27 protein-coding genes are annotated in these 20,735 nt (G+C 53.9%); 12 read left to right on the forward strand and 15 right to left on the reverse strand.

The window, feature by feature from the left end; genetic code table 11:
- Positions 1 to 49 precede the first annotated feature (49 nt).
- A complete protein-coding gene (locus ACZ47H_RS02010) occupies positions 50 to 427 on the forward strand; it encodes a hypothetical protein (RefSeq protein WP_464933544.1) in 378 nt (125 codons plus the stop codon).
- Here ACZ47H_RS02010 and ACZ47H_RS02015 read toward each other — a convergent pair.
- From ACZ47H_RS02015 to ACZ47H_RS02035, 5 genes are all read right to left on the reverse strand, one after another.
- Positions 386 to 1,315 carry a hypothetical protein gene (locus ACZ47H_RS02015; RefSeq protein WP_464933545.1) on the reverse strand — a complete coding sequence of 310 codons (930 nt, stop codon included), beginning with the start codon at positions 1,313 to 1,315 and terminating at the stop codon, positions 386 to 388. The two genes, ACZ47H_RS02010 and ACZ47H_RS02015, sit on opposite strands and share 42 nt — an antisense overlap.
- Positions 1,275 to 2,171: a hypothetical protein gene (locus ACZ47H_RS02020; RefSeq protein WP_464933546.1), complete on the reverse strand. Its 897-nt coding sequence runs from the start codon at positions 2,169 to 2,171 to the stop codon at positions 1,275 to 1,277. The genes ACZ47H_RS02015 and ACZ47H_RS02020 overlap by 41 nt, the downstream gene beginning before the upstream one ends.
- Positions 2,140 to 3,090 carry an SPL family radical SAM protein gene (locus ACZ47H_RS02025; protein ID WP_464933547.1) on the reverse strand — a complete coding sequence of 317 codons (951 nt, stop codon included), beginning with the start codon at positions 3,088 to 3,090 and terminating at the stop codon, positions 2,140 to 2,142. The genes ACZ47H_RS02020 and ACZ47H_RS02025 overlap by 32 nt, the downstream gene beginning before the upstream one ends.
- Positions 3,071 to 3,655, reverse strand: coding sequence for a 6-phospho-3-hexuloisomerase (hxlB, locus tag ACZ47H_RS02030; protein WP_464933920.1), 585 nt, complete (start codon positions 3,653 to 3,655; stop codon positions 3,071 to 3,073). The genes ACZ47H_RS02025 and hxlB overlap by 20 nt, the downstream gene beginning before the upstream one ends.
- Before the next feature lie 332 nt (positions 3,656 to 3,987).
- Complete coding sequence (locus ACZ47H_RS02035; RefSeq protein ID WP_464933548.1) at positions 3,988 to 5,241, reverse strand: hypothetical protein; 1,254 nt, start codon at positions 5,239 to 5,241, stop codon at positions 3,988 to 3,990.
- 228 nt (positions 5,242 to 5,469) lie between these two features.
- On the opposite strand from ACZ47H_RS02035, the gene ACZ47H_RS02040 reads away from it, so the two are divergent.
- The gene (locus ACZ47H_RS02040) at positions 5,470 to 5,664 is read left to right on the forward strand and encodes a hypothetical protein (protein WP_464933549.1); all 195 of its coding nucleotides are present in this window, start codon (positions 5,470 to 5,472) and stop codon (positions 5,662 to 5,664) included.
- Here the strand turns inward: ACZ47H_RS02040 and ACZ47H_RS02045 are convergent.
- The 3 genes from ACZ47H_RS02045 to ACZ47H_RS02055 all read right to left on the reverse strand — a co-directional run bounded on the left by ACZ47H_RS02045 (position 5,661) and on the right by ACZ47H_RS02055 (position 7,006).
- Positions 5,661 to 6,056, reverse strand: coding sequence for a hypothetical protein (locus ACZ47H_RS02045; RefSeq protein ID WP_464933550.1), 396 nt, complete (start codon positions 6,054 to 6,056; stop codon positions 5,661 to 5,663). The two genes, ACZ47H_RS02040 and ACZ47H_RS02045, sit on opposite strands and share 4 nt — an antisense overlap.
- A 124-nt stretch (positions 6,057 to 6,180) precedes the next feature.
- Positions 6,181 to 6,657, reverse strand: coding sequence for an aldo/keto reductase (locus tag ACZ47H_RS02050; protein ID WP_464933921.1), 477 nt, complete (start codon positions 6,655 to 6,657; stop codon positions 6,181 to 6,183).
- The gene (locus ACZ47H_RS02055) at positions 6,614 to 7,006 is read right to left on the reverse strand and encodes an aldo/keto reductase (RefSeq protein WP_464933551.1); all 393 of its coding nucleotides are present in this window, start codon (positions 7,004 to 7,006) and stop codon (positions 6,614 to 6,616) included. The genes ACZ47H_RS02050 and ACZ47H_RS02055 overlap by 44 nt, the downstream gene beginning before the upstream one ends.
- 90 nt (positions 7,007 to 7,096) lie before the next feature.
- On the opposite strand from ACZ47H_RS02055, the gene glyA reads away from it, so the two are divergent.
- The 5 genes from glyA (at position 7,097) to ACZ47H_RS02080 (ending at position 10,312) form a co-directional block, all read left to right on the forward strand.
- On the forward strand, positions 7,097 to 8,356 hold the full coding sequence (gene glyA, locus ACZ47H_RS02060) for a serine hydroxymethyltransferase (protein WP_464933922.1): 1,260 nt from the start codon (positions 7,097 to 7,099) through the stop codon (positions 8,354 to 8,356).
- Between the two features lie 135 nt (positions 8,357 to 8,491).
- On the forward strand, positions 8,492 to 9,310 hold the full coding sequence (locus tag ACZ47H_RS02065) for a nicotinamide mononucleotide deamidase-related protein (protein ID WP_464933552.1): 819 nt from the start codon (positions 8,492 to 8,494) through the stop codon (positions 9,308 to 9,310).
- The gene (locus ACZ47H_RS02070; protein ID WP_464933553.1) at positions 9,267 to 9,473 is read left to right on the forward strand and encodes a hypothetical protein; all 207 of its coding nucleotides are present in this window, start codon (positions 9,267 to 9,269) and stop codon (positions 9,471 to 9,473) included. Before ACZ47H_RS02065 ends, ACZ47H_RS02070 begins: the two co-directional genes overlap by 44 nt.
- A 54-nt stretch (positions 9,474 to 9,527) precedes the next feature.
- Positions 9,528 to 9,944, forward strand: coding sequence for a metal-sulfur cluster assembly factor (locus tag ACZ47H_RS02075; RefSeq protein WP_464933554.1), 417 nt, complete (start codon positions 9,528 to 9,530; stop codon positions 9,942 to 9,944).
- A 41-nt stretch (positions 9,945 to 9,985) separates the two neighbouring features.
- Positions 9,986 to 10,312 (forward strand): hypothetical protein, encoded by a 327-nt coding sequence (locus tag ACZ47H_RS02080; protein WP_464933555.1) that lies wholly within the window; start codon positions 9,986 to 9,988, stop codon positions 10,310 to 10,312.
- On the opposite strand, the gene serS is transcribed toward ACZ47H_RS02080, so the two are convergent.
- From serS to ACZ47H_RS02095, 3 genes are all read right to left on the reverse strand, one after another.
- On the reverse strand, positions 10,309 to 11,697 hold the full coding sequence (gene serS / locus ACZ47H_RS02085) for a serine--tRNA ligase (protein WP_464933556.1): 1,389 nt from the start codon (positions 11,695 to 11,697) through the stop codon (positions 10,309 to 10,311). The genes ACZ47H_RS02080 and serS overlap by 4 nt on opposite strands.
- A 360-nt stretch (positions 11,698 to 12,057) precedes the next feature.
- Positions 12,058 to 12,546 carry a hypothetical protein gene (locus ACZ47H_RS02090; RefSeq protein ID WP_464933557.1) on the reverse strand — a complete coding sequence of 163 codons (489 nt, stop codon included), beginning with the start codon at positions 12,544 to 12,546 and terminating at the stop codon, positions 12,058 to 12,060.
- Positions 12,547 to 12,637: 91 nt separating this feature from the next.
- A complete protein-coding gene (locus tag ACZ47H_RS02095; RefSeq protein ID WP_464933923.1) occupies positions 12,638 to 15,067 on the reverse strand; it encodes an STT3 domain-containing protein in 2,430 nt (809 codons plus the stop codon).
- 145 nt (positions 15,068 to 15,212) lie between these two features.
- Between ACZ47H_RS02095 and ACZ47H_RS02100 the strand changes: the two genes are divergently transcribed.
- From ACZ47H_RS02100 to ACZ47H_RS02110, 3 genes are read left to right on the forward strand one after another with little or no spacing between them, the layout of a single operon-like run.
- A complete protein-coding gene (locus ACZ47H_RS02100; protein ID WP_464933558.1) occupies positions 15,213 to 16,568 on the forward strand; it encodes a cyclic 2,3-diphosphoglycerate synthase in 1,356 nt (451 codons plus the stop codon).
- Between the two features lie 9 nt (positions 16,569 to 16,577).
- Positions 16,578 to 17,519: a carbamate kinase gene (gene arcC / locus ACZ47H_RS02105; RefSeq protein ID WP_464933559.1), complete on the forward strand. Its 942-nt coding sequence runs from the start codon at positions 16,578 to 16,580 to the stop codon at positions 17,517 to 17,519.
- Between the two features lie 33 nt (positions 17,520 to 17,552).
- A complete protein-coding gene (locus tag ACZ47H_RS02110; protein WP_464933560.1) occupies positions 17,553 to 17,906 on the forward strand; it encodes a hypothetical protein in 354 nt (117 codons plus the stop codon).
- Here the strand turns inward: ACZ47H_RS02110 and ACZ47H_RS02115 are convergent.
- The 3 genes from ACZ47H_RS02115 to ACZ47H_RS02125 all read right to left on the reverse strand — a co-directional run bounded on the left by ACZ47H_RS02115 (position 17,903) and on the right by ACZ47H_RS02125 (position 19,213).
- Complete coding sequence (locus tag ACZ47H_RS02115; protein WP_464933561.1) at positions 17,903 to 18,169, reverse strand: hypothetical protein; 267 nt, start codon at positions 18,167 to 18,169, stop codon at positions 17,903 to 17,905. The genes ACZ47H_RS02110 and ACZ47H_RS02115 overlap by 4 nt on opposite strands.
- 42 nt (positions 18,170 to 18,211) lie before the next feature.
- A complete protein-coding gene (locus tag ACZ47H_RS02120) occupies positions 18,212 to 18,694 on the reverse strand; it encodes a transcriptional regulator (protein WP_464933562.1) in 483 nt (160 codons plus the stop codon).
- 156 nt (positions 18,695 to 18,850) lie between these two features.
- Positions 18,851 to 19,213, reverse strand: coding sequence for a hypothetical protein (locus ACZ47H_RS02125; RefSeq protein WP_464933563.1), 363 nt, complete (start codon positions 19,211 to 19,213; stop codon positions 18,851 to 18,853).
- An 86-nt stretch (positions 19,214 to 19,299) separates the two neighbouring features.
- Between ACZ47H_RS02125 and ACZ47H_RS02130 the strand changes: the two genes are divergently transcribed.
- Both ACZ47H_RS02130 and ACZ47H_RS02135 read left to right on the forward strand, forming a co-directional pair.
- Complete coding sequence (locus ACZ47H_RS02130) at positions 19,300 to 19,872, forward strand: M50 family metallopeptidase (RefSeq protein WP_464933564.1); 573 nt, start codon at positions 19,300 to 19,302, stop codon at positions 19,870 to 19,872.
- Positions 19,873 to 19,960: 88 nt separating this feature from the next.
- Positions 19,961 to 20,275 (forward strand): hypothetical protein, encoded by a 315-nt coding sequence (locus ACZ47H_RS02135; protein ID WP_464933565.1) that lies wholly within the window; start codon positions 19,961 to 19,963, stop codon positions 20,273 to 20,275.
- A gap of 42 nt (positions 20,276 to 20,317) precedes the next feature.
- On the opposite strand, the gene ACZ47H_RS02140 is transcribed toward ACZ47H_RS02135, so the two are convergent.
- Positions 20,318 to 20,686 (reverse strand): hypothetical protein, encoded by a 369-nt coding sequence (locus ACZ47H_RS02140; RefSeq protein WP_464933566.1) that lies wholly within the window; start codon positions 20,684 to 20,686, stop codon positions 20,318 to 20,320.
- Positions 20,687 to 20,735: the final 49 nt, after the last annotated feature.

A 20,735-nucleotide genomic window follows, 5' to 3' on the forward strand; every position in this document is an offset into this window, starting at 1 on the left:
CCCGCACCAATTCCCTGGAAGCAGGAGTTAGTTAAAGGGGATGCTTGGTATGAGCGAGGAGAAGAAGCGGAAAAGGAGGATGACGCTCCCCAAGAAGAGGGAGGATATAGAGAAGGTCGTAGAGGAGGTCTCTGAAAGACACGGGCACGAGCATGAACACGAGCACCATCATCACCACCACGGAGACGTCAACGAGCTGCTAACCGTCATCGAGCTACTGCTCGACTCCACCAACGCTACAGTAAAGGTCCTGGATTCCAAGGTGAAGCAGCAAGCTAGCGAGATAGCTATACTCTACCGTGTCCTGGCTAAGGTGGTTGAAGCCTGCCTCGCCAGCGAGGATGAGGATGCTAAGAGGAAGAGCCTAATGGAGGCGCTAGAAATCCTAGGAGCCGCCACCGCTTCTACTAGGGAGCCTTCTAACTAGTCCCGGGTACTCTCTCAAACCCAAATATATGACCCCCTCCTTCGAGGAATAGGCTTCTAACTCGAATGCTCCCCCCTCATATAGTAGTCCTCCAAGATTATACTCGTACGAGACTATCCAGTAGTCTCCAGCCCTGACGCATGGTGGGTAGAGGAGGGCTCCAGCCTGACCCGGCTCTACATTGAGCACGGCCCGGATCCTCTTAACTGGAGGGCTTATAGTGTAGTAGCTCCTCAGGGGTGGGCAGTGCCATTCTATGGGAGCCCCTGTCCACGTCACCTTATAACCCCACAGAACACCCCTCCTCCAGGATAAGTCTATCTCTGGGAAAGTCGTGATCCCTCCGAGATCATCCCTTGAGGGACCCCTTCTATGGCTGGCGAAGAAATCATACATCCTGACAGCGGCTTCCCCATAGACTATTAGATCCACGTTTGACTCCCCATGGGGGATCCCCAGTGCATAGGAGCCTGTGAGGCCGAGATCCTCTACCGACACTCCCGCCTCTCCCGCTAGGTCTGAGATAAGCGAAACAGCCCCCTCCGCCCCCTCATAGGGGTGATAGACCAGCCTCCTGAGAGCATCTACGGGGTGGAGTAGTAGTGTCAGGTTCTCCAACAGTTCATAGGGCATCCTTGCACCGTAGTTGGGGTCCCTTCTCCACCTCCCACCCAACCGGTTCATCACCCTCTCCAGCCCCCGAGGCCCATAGGATGGTATGATCCTGCAGAGGTTCCAGGATAGCATCCTCCACGGGCTGGGCTCCTCGCAAGCCACATACTTGGGTATATAGGCTATCATGCCTGGAGGGGTGGGGATGCCTACCGCCTGCCCCCATACTCCGCTCCTAGTTAGGATTATCGAGGAGTGGAGGCTGCGCCCATTCAATAACGCCACCGTGGTCTGGGGATAGTATTGTGTGCCCGTGACTGTCAAGCCTCACCAGCCCGCGCACCCTGTAGTAGCCTGGGGGGAGCTCCTGGTATCTAGTCCTCCACGTCTCAACTATAATCTCCCCGGCCCAGCCCATAGGAGTTGTGGATGCCGGGATACCCATATACCTGGTTGGAACGGTTATCGGTTCCCCGACAGGTTCTAGGTAGAGGATCCCATCGAATACTCCGAGCGGTGTGAGTGTATCTGTGCACTCAGCGTCCTGGAGCACTGTCAGGAGCCTGAGAGTATACGGGATACCCCTATAGCAGGAGTCTGTTAGGCTTCTCTCGATCCTTTCATGGTCGAGGGCCACTCCCCCCGGCCCCCTCCCCCGCTTAGCCATAACGTCGCCCATCTTGCACTGGTGGATCAGCCCGTCCTCGTAGAGATCCCTGAGTGCTTTAAGGATGCCTTTCCTGTAGAGGCCCAGTATGTCCACGTCGCTATCCTGCCTCTCACACCCGACTGCATAGGAGCCCGTAACCCCCGCCCACTCTAGGCCTAGGCGGTCGACGAAGTCCCCGATAACCCTCCTGACCCTCAATGGTAGGGTGGAGAGCGACTTTGGGCCGGAGAGTATTCTTACGACGCTCTTTCTAGGAACAGTATAGGCGTATACGCCGAGGCAGTGAACATACTCCCTCACAGCCACAGGCCTACCCCTACAGCCCGATACCCTATAGGGTTCCACCAGCAAACGGCCTGGAGGGTGCCTGTACCCCCTTACCATATAGTAGCCTGGGATGCCAGCGACTGTAGCCTCAAAGACAACCCCGTCAACGTACCCAGGAGTCGAGGCCTCCAGCAACAGGCTTCACCCTCTCCGGTATTAGGTGGGTCCCGTCGCAGCTGGGCGCGTTGAACCACTCCCTACCGGTGAAGCCCTCCCTGCAGTGAGCGTACTGAATCCCCATGCGCCTAGCCGCCTTGATCACGGGTTTAAGGAGCCTCTCCCTTTCCTCCCTCGGTAGGTATAGGTACCCGTTCACCCTCACCCCGCGGGACCTGTAGAGCTTGTATATGCGCTCTCCTAGACTGTCCAGGCTCCGACGGATCCTGGCAAGGTTGTCTGGCCTAGCCTTATAGGTCGAGGTTACTATGAAAACCGCCCCAGCCTCCGCGAGCCTCCCAACAAGATCCTCCAGCATGTGTGGGTCGTCGTTGATGTATGGAATTATGGGGTCAACTCTAACCCCTACAGGCACGCCTGCCTTCGCGGCTCTCCTCACAGCATCGATCCTTTTCTCTGGGAGGGGAGCATTGGGCTCAACCCTCAAGGATAGTAGTGGGTCGAGCATTGTTATGGTAGGTGTTACCGCCACGTTCCCATTGGAGATCAAGTCTAAGTCGCGGCTGGCGTAGAGGGTCCCCTTCGTAGTTATCAGTATACGGTATCCTCGGGGTATGAGGTATTCTAGAGCCTGCCTTGTTAGCTCATAGTAGGCTTCCTCGGGAGGATACGGGTCGCTACTGGTCCCGATGTTTACTGGTATTCTCGGGGGCCACCGGGCGGCGTCCCTCTTAAGCCTCCTTAGGAAGTCCTTCTTCGGGCTGCTGTCTCGTTCTCCAATATATGCCGTCGCATAGCAGTAGAGGCATCTTATACTGCAACCCGTGTATGGGTTGAGGGAGAGCTTGAATGGGCAGGTGCATAGCTCGCTCTTCCAGGGGTCGAAGGGGGCGAGGACTGAGCCTCTCCGTGCCCGGCTATAATTCGATGTTGGCATGCCTATTCCTCATCTCGTCCTCAGACACCCTTAGCCTCTTCATGAGCGCGTAGACTACGCCGTCCAGGAATATGAGGGTTGTATCCTCGAAGAGGGTCCCTAGGGGTGCTAGGGGCTCGTGTATTCCGAGGATCTGCCTGGCGAAGTAGTCGTCTAGCTTGCTGTGCTTAGTCCTGCCCGGCACCCTCACCACGAGGTCTGCAAGCTTTCCTAGGGGGCTGTCTGGATAGGTTGTTATGGCTACGACTGTCGCGCCCACATTCTTAGCCGCCTCCGCCGCGGTTACGATGAGCTTGGTCTTACCACTACCCGATATGGCTATAACCACGTCCTTATCGCTGACGCTGGGGACGATCGTGTCCCCTAGAACATAGGAGTTATAGCCGAGGTGGAGGAGTCTCATGGCGAACGCTCTTCCAACAAGCCCGCTCCTCCCAGCCCCCATTACCAGGATCTTCCGCGAGGGATCCCCGTAAACGCTTACTAGTAGGTTGATTAAACGCTCAACATCGCCCCTGTCTATCTCGCCCGCGGCTTTTTCAACGAACTTAGCTATCTCAACCATAGCTTTTAACGCGTCATCAGCCGATCCATACACCACCGCCGACACCAGTTCGACCCATCACCAGACGGGCATTATAAGGAATTAAGATGTATCCCGGACGCTGCTCCTCGAGGAGCCATAGGAGGCTGCAAAAACAATGCCAGCGCAAATTATGTTATCCTCGCCCGATAATAGCTGTAATTAACGGCCCCGCCGGTCTCACGTCCGCCGAGACCCCATGATGGGGGATGAAGATGGAGGCGGAACGGTAAGGCGGGGCACACTTGGATTAGAGGAGATAAGGGATTAAACCTTAGGCTCCTACACTAGAACTCCGCGGCTGTGAGGAGCCCTTAGCCCGGCCCCGAGCCCTCCCGGGGGCTGTGAGTAGGCCGAGCCGGTTCCGAGCCCTCCTCTCCCTCCGGGCACTCCTCCTCTACTGAACCGGTTATCTCCTCTATGATCTTGTCAAGCTGGTAGACCATGTTGCTGCCAGCAATAGTCTCCTCAAGCTCCTCGAGCCTATGCCCGGTAGCTCCATCTATTATCGCCGCGATATCCACGTAGTTCCCATTCTTCCTCTTCCTGAACACCCCTATGTAGAGGGGATAGTATATGTTTAGAGTCGACTTGACTAGGCCGAACGCCCCTACTATCCTATCCAGCTTGTTAAGGTCGAATCCCGGCTCGAGCACCCTGGAGCAGCGGGCGGGTCTCCCCTCGGTTAGAAGGTTCTCCTCCTTCAGGTAGGTGAGAGGGCTGACATAGTTCTCTAAGCGTATGGGGCTTATGTGGAACAAGCCATTATAGTCTGGCTCTAGCAAGCCAAGCTCTACGAGCACGTCGGTTATGATCCTGGCCCTATCAGTCTCGCCAAGGTGCTCGGCTATCTCGCTAATACTCGCAGCACCCATCGATGAAATTAGCTCCAGTACATTGATCGCGTCGTCGTCGAGTTCACCGAGCCTGACTAGCTCGTCTCTTATATAGATCACGCCATCCCTAACGCCTACGAGGCTCCCACTGGCTGTCTCGAAGCAAAGACTTGTCTTGCTGGTCTCTAGGACCTCGTCATCCTCGCCCAGCTTATGTATTAAGACCTCATAGCATCTAAGCGGGAAGTAGGCTAGCTTCAACCCGATAAACCGGAGCTTCTTGGAAGATAGGACACCGCCGAAGAGCCCGAGAAGATCACTCTTTACCCTAGTCTCAAACACCTTTCTAGCGCTGCTGGTATCAAGCCTCGGAATCACCGTGTAGTCCTTAACCTTCTCTTCAACCTGCTTGCCCCAGACCTCTGCCTGGGTTACTATAACCCCAAGGGCTCCAGCCAACTCCTCTATCTCTTTTGAAGGCGGGTCCCTTGTGACTATGATCGCAACGGGTATTAGCTCCACTAGCCTTATCTTAGCCAGCTCACGTATAATCTGGGCATTAGCCGTCTCGGCCACGACTATCAAGCCCTTTATCGGAATAGGGCCGACCATCCCCTGGAACTTACATGGTCCTGCGACAACCTTGCTTCTCGCCCCATTCGATAGAAGCTCCTTTCTGCACTCTAGCTTGAAGCCACGCTCTTTAAGCAGCTTCAGCAGGTCGTTAGCCAACCCAGCATCCCCACGCTCTGAGACAACCGCTCACCTAGCCTCTGTATAATTGGATTCTTACAGGAGTTAATTAAAGTAGGCTGGCACAGTTGTACGCGAGCATCTAACCTTCACTTTACAAATGATGATCCAGTATTAGTGTAGCGGTTGCTAAGGAGACCTGTTTAGCTTAAGTTGGAGCCCATACCTACTCTCCTAGAATGGACGCATGGAATAGGTGGTCCTCTAATGGATGAGGGGGAAGGCTTCACAATAGTAGAATATAACGGGTCTATCATAAGGGTCGAGAAGGTTAATGGTTTATACAAGTGTCCTTACTGCGACTCTCTCTTCTACTCGGAGAGAGATCTCTTCCGCCACATACTAGCCCATGTAACTAGGATAATCGAGGCTAGAAGGGCCAGCGCTCACAGGTGGCATTAGGCTATCGCCACATCCACGTAAAGGTCCCTATCCACGAGCGAGTCGTTCATATCTCTGTCGAGCACGGGTTGCCCGTTAGTTATAACTCCCAGGATCAGATTCTCTAGCCTATCCAGGGCTTCCTCGCCCTCTCCAATACCCAAGTCATATACTTGGGGTTCTCCATTAGGGTCCTCAACTATTATCTGCATTCCACCGGTTCCAAGCCCCACGCCGAGGGTGGGGTTAACGAGATAGTATGGGTCATCCTCGACTTCAACGTAGATTCCATAGCTCCTCCACAGCCTCTCAGCCACGCTCCATGCTAGGCTGGTGAGGTGTAGGGCTGCGACTCCTGTTAGCTTCACCCTTATTCTTGGAAGATACTTTGCGGTGTGGGATACTAGTGTCACCAGACACCCCCAACCGGATGTATTGGTTGGAGAGCTGTAAATAAGAAGCAAGCCGGAGTATACCGTGGTAACACCATATAAGCCATAAAAACCATCAACCATGAAATAACAAAAATATATTATATTATATCAATGATTTCTCTATCAACTCTATATCCGAGGAGGAGAGCCTCCACCCCATAGCCCCGATAAACTCCCTTATCCTCTCAACCCTCTCCGATTTTGGTATAGCGACTACTCGCGGCCTGGATATGAGATAGTTGAGAGCAACTTGCACGGGGGTCTTCCCATACTTCTCCCCGATCTCCTTCAAGAGATCTATCGTGTTAACCCTGCCTCTTTCTATAGGTGTATACGCCTGCACAGTTATACCCTTCTCGATAGCTAGGGGGAGGAGGGTTTTCTCCGGATGCCTGTAGAGGACGCTGTAGTGGATCTGGTCAACTACTATCTCGTGCTTCTTGGTCGAGGATATGGCCTCCTCGAGGTCGCTGGCTTCAAAGTTGCTTACACCAATATACCTTGTGTAGCCCTTTTCGGCTAGGAACTCGAGGCTCCTAATCTGGTCCTGGATGCCTGCTACGTTGTCGGGCCAGTGTATTAGGACTAGGTCGACGTAATCGAACGCCTAGCCGGGATAGGCTCCTCTTCATTGCCTTCTCAGCAAGGTCCTCCGAGCGGAACCTGTGGGGGAGGAGCTTGGTTGTTATGAACACGTTGTCCCTCCCAACCCGTTTAACGCTTCTACCAACAACCTCCTCTGCGAGCCCGTTCCCATACATCTCCGCAGTATCCACGTTATCTATACCGTTACTGAAAGCATAGACTAGGGCCTCAACCATCCTATCCGGGTCCCTTATAGCCCACGTCCCGACCCCGATAGCTGAGACAGTCTCTCCCGTGGAGCCTATGGGCTTCCTGTCACTGTTATCTATGGGGAAGAGCGTCATCTCCAATCGCCAGCTAAATATTAACCCTTCATAGGGTTCATATTCTTTGAATATGGGTGTGCGCTGTTGAACCCAAGAGAACTCCTCGAAATGGTTATCGAGAAGACTCGCCTCCAGAACAATTGGAGGCTCCGGGAATCCATTAACCTTATAGCGAGCGAGAATGTCATGAGCCCCCTCGCCCTGAAAGCCTACCTCTCAGACTTCATGGACAGGTACGCTGAGGGCAAGCCCTTCAAACGCTACTATCAGGGGGCAAGATACATTGACGAGCTTGAGGTTGCGACCGCGGAGTTCATAGCTGGTATGCTTGGAGCAGTGGGCGTAGAGCTAAGGCCCACGAGCGGGACGATAGCTAACGCCGCGGTCTTCAGGGTCCTGGCTGAACCTGGGGATAAAGCGGCTATAGCCCCTGTGCAGGCTGGGGCCCATGTAAGCCATACAAAGTTCGGGACCCTAGGTGCTCTAGGAATTATTCAAGTGGATCTCCCCTATGATGAGGAGAACATGAACGTGGACGTGGACGGTGCCATCAAGGTTATCGAGGGTGAGAAGCCTAGGTTCGTGGTCCTCGGCGGCAGCGTGTACCTCTTCCCGCACCCGGTCAAGGAGATCGCTGAAGCAGCCCATAGTGTTGGGGCGAAGCTAATGTATGATGCAGCCCACGTCTTCGGCCTAATAGTAGGGGGAGCCTGGAGGAATCCGCTCGAACATGGAGCAGATGTAATGACTGCTTCAACACATAAAACATTCCCTGGCCCCCAGGGAGGCCTCATAGCATTCAACGATAAAGACCTCTACAAGAAGGTTTCCAAAACAATATTCCCATGGTTTGTCAGCAACCACCACCTCCACAGGATCCCTGCCACCGCAATCACCGCCGTCGAGATGGCTGTTAAAGGCAGAGAATACGCTAGTACAGTAGTTGAGAACGCCAGGACTCTGGCAGAAGAACTCGCAGCCCAGGGATTCAACGTGCTAGGAGAGCACCTAGGCTATACCAAGAGCCACCAGGTCCTCGTAGACGTGAGAAAGCAGGGTGGAGGTGCAAAGGCCGCTAAGCTACTCGAGGACGCGAACATAATAGTCAACAAGAACCTGCTCCCCTGGGATCCCCCGGAAGCAGTCAAAGACCCGAGTGGTTTGAGACTAGGCGTGCAGGAAATGACGAGGTTCGGCATGGGTAAGGATGAGATGAAGCAGATAGCAGAGTTCATCGCTAGAATTCTCATTAAGAAGGAGGAGCCGGAGAAGGTTAAGAGGGACGTGATAGAATTCAGGAAGAACTACACGAGAATACACTATACTGTTGAGGGAGACCTTGAGACCATGCTAGACCTCCTAACATGAACACTTATCCCAGGATATACCGTATAAGCCCCCATAAACCAACAATTTCTATTTGCGCGCCAACCCGCCGACTGGGCCGAGCGGCCCATGGGATGAAAGCGGGTACTACAATACCACAAGGAGGGGTGCGGCGGGGTGCCTGGGAAAGAGCCTATTGCCTGGATAATAACGGTGGGGAACGAGATACTTGTTGGTAGGATTGTTAACACCAACTCCTCCTGGCTTGCAGAGAAGCTCACCTTCATGGGCTTCCGCGTTGAGAGGATCATCACGGTCCCGGATAGGCTAGAGGATATAGAGGAGGAGGTCGGCCGCGGCGTGAGTAGGGCAGACGTAGTTGTGACGACAGGAGGTCTGGGTCCAACCTACGATGACATAACATTAGAAGGGGTGGCTAGAGCGGTGGGGAGGAGGCTCGTGTTGAACCAGGAGGCCCTAGAGATGGTTAGAAGGTTCTACGAGAAGGTGGGGTACGAGCTGACAGAGGAGAGGCTTAAAATGGCCTATCTGCCGGAGGGATCCAAACCCCTCCCCAACCCCGTCGGCGCTGCTCCAGGCATGCTTCTAAGGCTTAATGGTAAAGTTATAGCCAGCCTCCCAGGGGTCCCCGCGGAGATGAAGGCGATATTCGAGCAACACCTAGCCCCCCTACTCAGGGAGATAGCACCCCACAGAGAGGCTGTGGACTGCTACTTCACATTAACAGGGGTTCCGGAGTCCGGCCTGGCGCCATGGATAAAGAGGGCGTCTAGGATGGAGGAGGGAGTCTACCTCAAGAGTCACCCGAAGGGCCACGAGACCTCCGGTCCTGTACTAGAGATCAGGGCACTCGCGTCGGGAGAGACCCGCGAGGAGGCACTTGGGAAGGCGAGGAGAGTGCTAGAATATGTCAGGGAGAGGGGAGAAGAGCTTGGCGGGAAGGCGTCCGAGATCAATTGTATCCTACAAGATTAAGCTCACAATACTAGTAGCCGGTATCGGCTCTCTAGCAACAATACTAGGCGGGCTATCGAGGATCGAAGCATTATTCATCGCTGGGCTTGCCATCGTTGCAGCCTCTCCATATATATCATTGGCCCTCACACTACGACTCATTAGAAGAGAGGACTACGGCTAAACTATACTGGTTCTTAAATAGCCTAGACTGAATCAATAAGCCTGGTGTATTTAGATGGCTGATGAGAAGAAATTCCCCATAACAACTGGGCCGAAGGAGATAATTGATAAGGTGATAAAGGCCCTCAAGGAAGTATACGATCCAGAGATACCCGTAAACGTCTACGATCTAGGACTCGTATACGAGATCCACGCTGAGGAGGTCAAGCCGGGCAAATACTATGTTAAGATAGTGATGACGCTCACAGCCATAGGCTGCCCCGTAGTAGGCCAGATAGCGGCTTATGCTGAGGAGGCCATCAAGGAGATGGTGCCCGAGGTCGAGGAGGTAGAGGTTGAGGTAACCTTCGATCCGCCTTGGTCGCCAGACTACGTTACCGAGGAGGGAAGGGAGCTCCTCAAGGCGATATACGGTTACGACGTTGTAGAAGACTGGAAGCGGAGGATGGCCGAGCAGTCTCTTCAAGGCTAATTACCTCTACAGATACCCATTACTTGTAGATGGTGTGTAGCTTGAGTGAGAGGGATCGCCTTATACAGGAGCTAATATCCTTAATAGAGGATAACGATGTAGCCTGGAGGAAGGCTGCATTCTACAGCGACCCGAGAGTAGAGCCGATATACGAGAGGCTGATCAGGGCCTGGCTCGACTCGGGAGAGAAGGGTATCCCCCTAGACTATGCGAGCGAGGACGAGCTGAGAGAACTCGTGCTTGTAGCTAAAAAGTATGCGTTCATGAGCGAGGACAAGGCTAGATCCCTCGCTATGGCTAGGATGAGTGGGGGAGAAGGGGAGTTCGAAGGGTTTGGGAAGTTCATTAAGCGGCTCCTAGGCCGCTAGCCCCTGGATGAGGGTATAGGGGGTTTCCTCCTGGGCTCGATGTAATCCTTTGGAGCCCTCTCGAACGCTTCAAGGTACCGCTTAAGCACCTTAGGTATCTTGACAGTCCCGTCCTCCTCCTGGAAGTTCTCGAGTATAGCTGTTATCGCTCTAGTGCTAGCGATTCCCGTCCCGTTCAGCGTGTGGACATAGCCTCTCTCCATCCCCTTCCTCCTTATCAGGCGGATCCCCAGCCTGTAGGCTTGCCAGTCTGTGCAGTTGCTTGCACTAACCATCTCCCTGTACCTGCCCTGCGCCGGCATCCATGCTTCCAAGTCATACTTTTTGACGGCGCATGCACCGAGATCTCCGCTTGCTATGTTCACTACTCGGAACGGTATCCCTAGCCCCTGGAAGAGCTCTTTTGCATTGTTGATCAGTTCTTCGTGGAGCCTCCTGCTCTCCTCTGGTGTCGAGAATATGAACTGCTCCACCTTGTGGAACTGGTGTACCCTGAAGATCCCCTTAAGATCCCTGTTACCGGCGCCCGCCTCCCTCCTGAAGCAGGGGCTTATACCCACGAGCTTGAGTGGGAGCTCGTCATCGTATAACTCGTCCTTGTAGTAGAGTGCCGCGAGCGGGTGCTCTGCGGTGGAGATTAGGTATAGGTCGTCGTTCTCGAGCTTGTAGATGGCGTCCTTGAAAGTCTCAATATCGATAACCCTAGTCACCACTTCATGCCTTAACATATAGGGTGGAAGGACCAGGGTGTATCCCTTCCTAGTCAGGGTGTCTATCGCGTACTGGAGGAGGGCGAAGTCCAGCCACACTAGGTCCTCGAACAAGTAGTAGAATCTGGAGCCAGCCACCTTGGCAGCTCTAAGTGTGTCTCCCAGCTTTAACACGTTCTCCAACATGTCAGCATGGCCAATAGGCCTCCAATCTATAACGTCGAATTCAACGTTGAACCCCCGCGTCTCCTCCATGAACTGCTGGAGGTGGCCCCTCCACACCCGGGGCCTCCCCCAGAACTCGATCGGTCTAGTAGCGGACTCGTCGCCAATGGGGACGTCTTCCTCAACTATATTGGGGAGCATCATTAAAGCCTGCTCCCTCTCCCTTTCAACTCTCTTCAACTCCTCCTCCAGTGCCTTCAACTCTTCGAGGAGCCGCTTAGCCTCCCTTATCAGCCTCTGCCTCTCCTCGGGGTCCCTAGTCCTCCCTATGCTCCTACTTGTCTGGTTGTGCTTATGCCGTAGCTCGTTAACCCTGGTGAGTAGCTGCCTCCATTCCTTGTCTAGTTTAACCGCCCTCTCAACCAGTGACTCGTCCATAAGCCTTATCCTGACATAGTACTTCAACCTCTCGGGGTCGTTGCGCAACAGCTCGAGTATAGACCAGACCAACCCTACCAGCCCAGGGAAACACACACTATCCTGGAAGGTTTTAACTTAAAGGGGCCTCGGATTGTGGTCCACTCAGCATCCCCACCGGTAAGCCTGGCTAGGAGTCCTCACAGGCCCTCATTATCCCTCCCAGTAAACGCCCTATAATCTTAATAGAATAGAATGATCCCTTACCCTGAGAGTCCGGGTGTAAAGACTACACTAATAGGCGTCGCTCGTTAAGATAGGTCCTCATCGCATTAAATCTCTATGGAGGGCGCAGCCGGTAATTGTCAGTGTAGGTGTAAGTAGCCCCAATGGAGCACCTTCTGGTAATGAAGATTGCCTAGGGAGGCAAGTCCCGGGCGTGAGGTGTTTAGCTCATCCAACTAGTCCTTCCGGCTCTAGCCTGCGTTTAGCCTCCTCTCTGGCCTCCCTGATTACCTCTTCTACCTCCTCTCTAGAGGGGGTGAAGTCTCCCATGTAGCTAGGCGTATCTGGTGATGCGGGCGCTGTTGAGGCTAGGACTTCGAGCATGTCTGTTATCTCAGCTAGATACTGGGTGAGCCCTAATGGTATGGATGATGAGAGTTCGGAGGCCTTCTCGACCACGGCTTTGGGGACTATGAGGAGGTCTCGGGTGATTATCCCCGAGGCAAGTATAGTTTGTAGCCTCAAGGCAACCCTCTCTAGAATGATGTCTATGGTTTCGAGTGTAACTATGAGGTTATTATACTCCTCTCTAGGGACAAGCCTGGACATGCTCCTTGCCCGGGCCTTTGCCTTCTTAACCTCTAGCTGGGCCCTTCTAACTGTTGACAGCGTGTTCAGCACCATCCTCATAGCGTCCTTCCTGCTAGTCCTCCTCATCTCGGATCACTACACTCTAGGCGGTTCCCAATCAATGCATGCTCCAAGAATATAGAAGGGCTGGGGAGTGTATAAGAGGGGTTTTCAAGGCCTACCCGGTCCACTGGTATATGAATACCACTACCGCCAGCATGGTATACCTGTCTGCGACCTGGTTGACTATCGGGCAGGATATGCTCACTGCGACGGGCTTGAACGACTTGAACTGGCTCTCTGGGAAGAGGTATTGGATCTGGTAGCCTCCCGCCGTGCTCCTAGCGGCTGCAACCGCCATAACCGCGGCCTGCGTCCTGTTAATTATAGCCTGGCATGAGGAGTCTGCAACAGCCACATTGGGGAGAGCGTATATTCCATTGATCGCCATCTTGTATATGAGAGTATTCCTCACCCTGGACACGTTCTCCTCCGGCTGGCCCACGAATCCCGGGAACTCCACCCACTGCTGCCCGCTGCTATCTATGTAGAGGCTCGAGTATGGCGTGAAGAACACTGAAGTGGTGAAGGGTGGTATCCTATAGGCGATCTTCAGCATCTGTGTAGACTTGGGGAAGTCTGCGAATCCGTGGATCACTGCTCCTGGGATGCCCTGCTGGGGCTGCTGGATCGCTTCTGGCTTGGGGTAGAGGATTGTCATGTTATTCTTCAAGTCAACTACGCCTTCGAATATCTCGTAGAACACTACGTAGGTGTTGTTGGGCTCAGCGTGGAACACGTTCTTCAAGAGATAGTTAGCCTCTCCCTCATCGCCTGTAAGTACCCTAGCGAGCGCCCTGATCTGGGTCTCGTTGAGGGTTGCGCCATCCGCTACAGTCTTCCTACCAGTATTCACGGTTATCCAGTACCCGTAGTCCCACCAGCTCACGATGAGGGCGTCCTCTCTAGTATTGTTCTTGATCCAGTCGAGAGCGTTCAGCCAGGCCTTGTTTAGAGGCACCACTATACGAGACTGACCCGAGGAGCTGAGGAGCGTTAAGGGAGACAATCCAGAGGTGAGTATCTGGGGCGCCCTATACTCGTTGGTCTTGTACGACTGAACCCCGTAGTAGACTCCTCCAATGCCGACAACGAGTATTATGAAGATCCCAGCCAAGACCCTCAGGGGATCCCTTACCTCGTATTGGCTAGCAGCCCTGGAAGCCCTCTTACTCTTAGGCTCCGAGACCATAACGGAGCCAGCTATTATATCTGCCACTGCCAGCCCGGCCGCCATGGTCACGTAGAATGAGGCCATCTGGGTGAAGTAAGCTAGCTGCTTATTCGCATATACTAGGAATAATGCCATGATATAGATCATCGACCCGGTTACGGCCTGGTATAGTTTGATCGACCCCCTCACCACCCTGGCCGCGAATACTATGATCCCAGCCAGCGTGAAGAGGAGGGCTAGACCGTACTCCTGGAAGATCCTTGCAATAGAGGTTGGCTGGTGCTCCTGAACACTCTCAACCAGGGGGCTAAGGTTCCTAATCCCAACCGCCGCCAGCAGCCTCTTGCTGACAGGTACAAGGCCAGAGTAGACGGATATGAAGGCCGCCGTTATTAGCACAATGAAGAGCCACAGCTGGAACCGGGGGGTCACGCCGTCAGGCAGTATCCTCGATGCTAATGGGCTGTTTTCAATGTACACCTCGATAGCATATATTATTAGGCTAGCTATGAGAGCGCCTCCCAGGCTTCCAATGAAGTATTTGAGCCCGATCTTCGGGTACGCGGCCGCCACGATGATATAGAATAGTGATAGTATTGCGTATACCTTCAGCCTCTCCCTACTCGGCTTAGCGAAGATCGGGTCGATGAGAAATGCTAGGGAGAACGTAAGTGTTACCACATGATAGCCTCCCCACAGGTAGCCTACGAGGCCTCCAGTTATCCCGGCTAGCGCCGCGTATATCATGCTTCTCAAGCCCTTGTTCCGGAGCGCCAGCGCGAAGAAGGTGTAAGCTAAAGCCACCACGGGAACCGCTATACCAGTCTTCTCTACGAAGCCGACGGTGGTTCTCGCGATGGCTCCAGGGGTTAGGGCGAAGAAGGCCGCGCTGACTAGGCCGGCGAGCTTAGACCCCGTCACCACGTATACTAGTATGAAGAGCATTACTATTGCAGCGGCTCCAGCGAACACCGGGAATAGCGCCAGCCATTCTTTCAGTGTCAGGCCGAAGTGTGCCCCTATACTATATGTTGCTGCGGCTAGCCATGAGACTCCCAGAGAGTCTGTGCGAGTGAAGTCCCTTCCCACCGGCCACCAGAACGACTTGACATCGTGTAGCCCCTGGAAGTTGAAGAGCCCGTGCTGGTGGAAGTATTCCGCCTCCCAATACGCTATCCATGGGTCGTTGGCATCCAGTTCCAGGCCATACCGGATGGCTGGCAGCACCCTAATGTATACGCCAACCGCCACTAACACTGCTAGGACAAGTATTGATAGGAGCGTTGAGTACCTCGCGGCAAATACTGCCAGCCTGGAGGTTATACCGCCAATCTCTCCTCTAGGAGTACCTCCCTTAGACTCCCTGCTCTTCACCTTCGCCAACTATGGCACCCTTTAACCCGCCGCCGTTCCGGTTCAAGTTCCATAAAAGAGGACTTAACTGTTACCCAAATAGGGGTCCCTCCATAAGAAACCTCTAATTCCACCCAGCCACCCTTCTATTACCCGGTGATAGTTGATGGCGAGGCCGGTGAAGGTCGTTATAATGGGAGCAGGCGGGAGGGACTTCCACAACTTCAACGTCTTCTTCAGGGACAATCCAGAATACCGCGTGGTGGCGTTCACCACCGCCCAGATCCCCGGCATCGAGGGGCGCCGTTATCCCCCCGAGCTAGCAGGGAGCCTGTATCCATCCGGGATACCGATAGTCCCTGAAGAGGAGCTTGAGAGGATCGTTAGAGAGCAGGGGGTAGACCTCGTAGCACTAGCCTATAGCGATCTACTCTACGATGTAGTAGGTCGTAAGCTCTCAGCAGCCCTAGGCGCGGGGGCCTCATTCATGATACTAGGCCCCAGAGATACAATGCTCGTATCCTCTAAGCCGGTTATCGCGGTTACCGCGGTCAGGACTGGCGCGGGGAAGAGCAGCGCCTCCAGGGCAGTGGTTAGGGTATTGATGGAGAAGGGGTTGAAGGTCGTCCCTGTAAGGCACCCCATGGCTTACGGCGATCTGGCTAAGATGGCCGTCCAGAGGTTCGAGACAATAGAGGACCTTGACAAGTATGGTGTGACTGTTGAGGAGAGGGAGGAGTACGAGCACTACCTCGAGAAGGGCCTAATAGTATATGCTGGAGTAGACTATGGCGAGATACTGAGGAGGGCGGAGCGTGAGGCAGACATTATTCTCTGGGACGGAGGCAACAACGACTGGCCCTTCTACAAGCCAGACTACATGATAACTGTTGCAGACGCCATGAGGCCCGGCCATGAGATCGGGAGCTTCCCCGGCGAGGTCAACGTGAGGATGGCTGACGCTGTCATAATAAACAAGGCAGACCAGGCCACAAGGGAGGCTATAGAGAAGATCAAGAGAAACATCTCCACCGTGAACCCGAAGGCAAAGATAGCGGTCGCGGAGAGCGAGGTTGTTGTAGACGATCCAAGCGCCGTGAGGGGCAAGAGGGTGGTAGTAGTAGAGGACTCACCCACAGTAACCCACGGCGGCGCCCCCTACGGGGCCGGATACGTGGCTGCTAAGAAGTATGGGGCCGCCGAAATAGTGGACCCAAGGCCCTACGCGAAGGGGATCATAGCGGAGATGTACAAGGAGTACCCACACATGGGACCCGTGGTCCCGAGCACAGGATACACTCCCGAGCAGATAAGGGACCTAGAGGAGACGATCAACAGTGTGCCAGCCGACGTTGTAGTCTCGGGGACCCCGATAAGACTCGACAGGGTGGTGAAGGTGAACAAGCCAATAGTGCAGGTGAGGTACGAGGTCAAGGTCATCGAGGGGCCAACAATAGAGGAGATGGTCGAGGAGTTCCTGGAGAGGACCAGGGAGAAGCTGAGGTACTCCCTAGAACGGTGAAGCATAGAATTGGAGACGATAGTAATAGCTCTAGGGGGCAACGCGATACTAAGGAAGGGAGCAAAAGGAACCCCCGAGGAGCAATGGGAAACAGTGAGGCAAGCCACCAGGGAGATAGTTAGGATAGCCGGCAATGGAGCCAGGGTAGTTGTGACGCATGGAAACGGCCCCCAGGTAGGCTACCTGATCGAGGCGTTCGAATCCCTACCCCCCGAGAAGCCGAGGCAGAGCCTAGACCTAGCCGTGGCGATGACGCAGGGGTGGCTAGGATACCTCATAGCCCACAGTATCGAGAGAGAAGCCAGGAGCCTAAAGATTGAAGCTAAAACCGCGGTTATAGCCACCAGGGTAATGGTCTCAAGGAGGGACCCCTCCTTCCAAAACCCCTCCAAGTACATAGGCTCCTACTACACCAAGGAAGAGGCTAAGAGGCTGGCGGAGAAGTACGGGTGGGTCATGAAGAGGGACCCCCGTGGAATGTATAGGAGGGTAGTACCCAGCCCTAAACCCCTCATGATCCATGAGGCAGACAGGGTCAAGAAGCTGGTAGATGAGGGATACATAGTAATAGCTGTTGGAGGCGGTGGAATACCTGTCGACGAGGATATGAACCCGGTCGAGGCTGTCATCGACAAGGATCTCGCCAGCAGCCTTCTAGCGAGGACCATAGGAGCTGATAAGCTGATCATACTGACTGACGTGAAAGGTGTAGCCTTAAACTATGGGGAGCCTAACATGAAGTGGCTTTCCAAGGTAAGTGTGGATGAGCTTGAAGAGTACTATAGGGAAGGCCACTTCCCGCCGGGAAGCATGGGGCCGAAAGTCCTCGCCGCAATAGAATTCGTCAGGGCGACTCGGGGGACTGCTTCCATAGGAAGCCTAAGCGAGGCATACAAGGTCTACAAGGGGGAGAGCGGGACCCTCATAGTCCCACAATCCATAAAAAACTAGCTCCCACGTGTAATCGAAGGGGTGATGAGTGGTATGACGACTGCTAGGGAGGCGTTTGAGGCAAAGAAGCTAGCGCAGAAGTACGGCGTTGTAGGCAAGGTCGCCGGCAGGTATAGGGAGGCAGGCTACCAGGTGGACGTGGATACTATTGATGAGGATGCACCATATAATTTCACAGCGTATAAGAAGGGCGAGAAGCTGGCCGTGAAGGTAGTGTATAAGTCGGGTCCTGTAGAAGACAGTGTGGTGGAGAAGCTAGCCGGTGATGCAGGGGAGAAGGGCTACAAGCCAATCCTAGTCCTATACGGTGCAGGACCCAAGGTTTCAGAATCAGTGCTGTCCAAGGCGAAGGAACTCGGGGTCTCCATTAAGAGGGTACGGGGCTAACCCGTCGAGACCCCACTCTCCTCCATTTGAAGACCTATTCTCCTAAACGGGCAGGTCCTCCAATAATTCTCGCATTTGATAGCCTCGTCCTTGGTTAGTGGTCTGCCCAGAACCTTACAGTAAGCTATGTATGCACCGGACTCCTCCTGGTAATGGAAAAATTCGCATTCGGATCGGGGCCGGGTATATAGGAGGTGGATCGGCTTGTATATGACGTTTGCCTTCCTCCTACCGCCCGTGTATCCTTCTAGGTTATTCGACACTCTACGGGTACCTCCGGTCTCGGAGGGTCCCCTGAGGCTTTATTACTGTGACAGTTTGGCTAGCAGCTCCTCGAGGGTCTTCCTCGCATAGTCTAGCTTCTCCTTCAGCGCCTTGTTCTCGTTCTCCAGCTCCTCTACCCTCTTCCTGAGAGACTCTACCTCCTCGCCTGCTATCGGGAGCATTATCTTCAGCTTACCTGTCTTTAACATCTCATAGGTCTCCCTAACCAGCTGGCCAGCCTTAGTCTTGCCCTGCAGGTGATTCCTAATAGTGGTCTCAGTCCTCCCCAACTCTTCGGCTATCTTCGAGATCGGGTAGCCGGCCTTCTCCCTAGCTAGGGCCCCGGCTGCCACGGCGAGGCTATCGACCCACGTGGTGAACTCCTTGGGCTCCGTGATCTCCTTGAAGACGTCTGGGCGGAGAATCGTTCCTAGGATTAGGGCTATCTCGAGCTCTCTAACCTCCTTGGCACCGATGGGCTTAATGGGCACGCTTGGGAACTCGACCTCATAACCTGTGGTCATACTATCACCCCTTTAGTAGACATGTTCTACTCCATTACCATAGTATATAGTGAGAGGTTATAATCGTTACGATAAAGAGGCCCGCGCAGTAATTATGGAGGGAAGGTCGCTGGCCTAAAGCCTCCTCATCGACTCGGTAGAGGCCGAGAAGCCCGCTCATCCCCGAGCACAGTAGCTGCTGGCCAGGGTTAATAGTGTGGCTATAATCCTCCTGCTGGGGGCCGCTACGAAGACGAGCCTGTCGCCCTCGGCCTCCCTCATTAGGGTGTGGAGCTTGTCGATAAGGCTACAGGCTCTCGCCGAGGCTTCAAGGAGGCGGCCCTCCCTTATAGACTCGGCGAGGCCGTAGGCCTCACTGTATACTCTTCCCAGGGCGAGCTTCCACGTAATGGCCTCGTAGGCTGCGCTGGTATTGCCGTTGCGCTCGAAGGCCTCCGCCGCCCTCATAAGCCTCTCCATATCTCTCTCCAGCAGCTCTAGGGTGAACTCTAGATCTACCGGTAGGCTCGTTGCATCCATGCCCTGGGAACCCCTGCAAATCATGGTTTAATACTCTACCTGTATTAAGGGGTTCGGCCGAGTATACCCTTATGGGTTGGAACACCATGCCGCGCTGGTGGGGTGGGGTAAGGGAGCCGTGGTCTTGGATCCTAGCTATAATAGCGTTAACCTTCTCGGTAGGGAAGATCTGGAATGTCACTAACCCCTCGTTCTACACGGGACCCTACTTCATAGGGATACTGGTCGCCTTCATATCCCACGAGCTAGCCCACCGAGCAGTTGCTAGAATGTACGGGCTATACTCCGAGTTCATAGCAGTACCAGCAGGCTTGCTGATCACCTTCCTTACAGGCTTCATACCGGGCCTAGTCATACTCACTCCAGGCTACGTGGAAGTATACGCTCCGGGACCCCGCGGGTGGAGGGGGGCTATTCGCAGCGTTGAAGCCGGGCCCGCAGCGAACATCATACTGGGTCTAATAGTGCTCGCAGCAGGCATGGCTGCAACCCCCTACTGGCATTACTATCTAAGGATTGTTGCAGAGGTGAACTTCTGGGTCGCCCTATTCAACCTGCTACCGATCCCTCCACTAGACGGAGCGAAGATTGCGAGGAGGGACCCTCTCGTCTGGGCCCTCTTGTTCGCAGCATCCCTAATCTTCTGGTGGATTCCCTGACGATAGGCCTCCCGGTTATAGGGGATAAAAAATAATGTCTCGGTCTCATACATTTCAAGAGCGGGTTAGAGGGGAGGTGCTGAAAGGCATGGTAGACGTAGAGCATGAGGAGAAGAGGGAGGAAGAGGACCCTAAGAGGAAGTGGGTAAACAGTATGGTTAAGAGTGCTAAGAAGTATCACAAGCTGTGCCCATACTACGATAAGAAGACCGGGCAGTGCCTGCTAATGGTCACTGTAGAGGGAAGGCCTGGGAGATGCGATAGGGACGGGAGATTCGACGGGTGCCCCGTGTTCACCAAGTTCCTGGAGAAGATGTATGACTACTATACGAGCAGGAAGAAGATATTGCCGAGGGACTTCCAGGACGTTGTTAACCAGGCCTACCTTATGGGACCAATATAATAATATAGTCCGTAATTATTTAATAGTATAAGAAATTTTATTTTAATAATATTCTCCTTGGTAATCTACAGGATAATCCTCCATGGCCCAGTCATACTCGCTATAGTATTCTCCCTCGATCTCCTCGGCGAGCTCTGCTGGGTAGAAGTACCCGTTCCTGTCAACGACGACCTTGTTATCCTTTAAGAGGTCGTTGAGAGCCATGCGGATCTTATCCTCGCTTGCCAGCCCCGAGAGGTGGGCGTGTAGCTCCCGTATATTCATCTTCTGATACTTTCTCAGAAGGTCTAGGAGGATGTCTTTCAACTCGTCCTCGTTCGGCGCGGTATAGACTATTATATCCTCGTCCTGGTATATCACGGTCAGGTTCCTAGTTATATCCTCGCTCGGCCTGTCCAGCTCCTCCGGCATCCACGCTTCACCTGTCTAGTATCGGGGATCAACTAGTGTCTATCTAGTT

This window comes from Thermodiscus maritimus (genome assembly GCF_055382595.1).

Bases quoted from the DNA above. Each gene is read 5' to 3' on its own strand.
- ACZ47H_RS02055 (WP_464933551.1), bottom strand. From the start codon at position 7,006: ATGACGCTCTTCCCCATAGATAACAGTGACAGGAAGCCCATAGGCTCC.
- glyA (WP_464933922.1), top strand. From the start codon at position 7,097: ATGGTTATCGAGAAGACTCGCCTCCAGAACAATTGGAGGCTCCGGGAA.
- ACZ47H_RS02075 (WP_464933554.1), top strand. From the start codon at position 9,528: ATGGCTGATGAGAAGAAATTCCCCATAACAACTGGGCCGAAGGAGATA.
- ACZ47H_RS02090 (WP_464933557.1), bottom strand. From the start codon at position 12,546: ATGAGGAGGACTAGCAGGAAGGACGCTATGAGGATGGTGCTGAACACG.
- ACZ47H_RS02040 (WP_464933549.1), top strand. From the start codon at position 5,470: ATGGATGAGGGGGAAGGCTTCACAATAGTAGAATATAACGGGTCTATC.
- ACZ47H_RS02100 (WP_464933558.1), top strand. From the start codon at position 15,213: ATGGCGAGGCCGGTGAAGGTCGTTATAATGGGAGCAGGCGGGAGGGAC.
- hxlB (WP_464933920.1), bottom strand. From the start codon at position 3,655: ATGGTTGAGATAGCTAAGTTCGTTGAAAAAGCCGCGGGCGAGATAGAC.
- ACZ47H_RS02110 (WP_464933560.1), top strand. From the start codon at position 17,553: ATGACGACTGCTAGGGAGGCGTTTGAGGCAAAGAAGCTAGCGCAGAAG.
- ACZ47H_RS02125 (WP_464933563.1), bottom strand. From the start codon at position 19,213: ATGGATGCAACGAGCCTACCGGTAGATCTAGAGTTCACCCTAGAGCTG.
- ACZ47H_RS02120 (WP_464933562.1), bottom strand. From the start codon at position 18,694: ATGACCACAGGTTATGAGGTCGAGTTCCCAAGCGTGCCCATTAAGCCC.
- ACZ47H_RS02025 (WP_464933547.1), bottom strand. From the start codon at position 3,090: ATGCCAACATCGAATTATAGCCGGGCACGGAGAGGCTCAGTCCTCGCC.
- ACZ47H_RS02135 (WP_464933565.1), top strand. From the start codon at position 19,961: ATGGTAGACGTAGAGCATGAGGAGAAGAGGGAGGAAGAGGACCCTAAG.
- ACZ47H_RS02130 (WP_464933564.1), top strand. From the start codon at position 19,300: ATGCCGCGCTGGTGGGGTGGGGTAAGGGAGCCGTGGTCTTGGATCCTA.
- ACZ47H_RS02140 (WP_464933566.1), bottom strand. From the start codon at position 20,686: ATGCCGGAGGAGCTGGACAGGCCGAGCGAGGATATAACTAGGAACCTG.
- ACZ47H_RS02010 (WP_464933544.1), top strand. From the start codon at position 50: ATGAGCGAGGAGAAGAAGCGGAAAAGGAGGATGACGCTCCCCAAGAAG.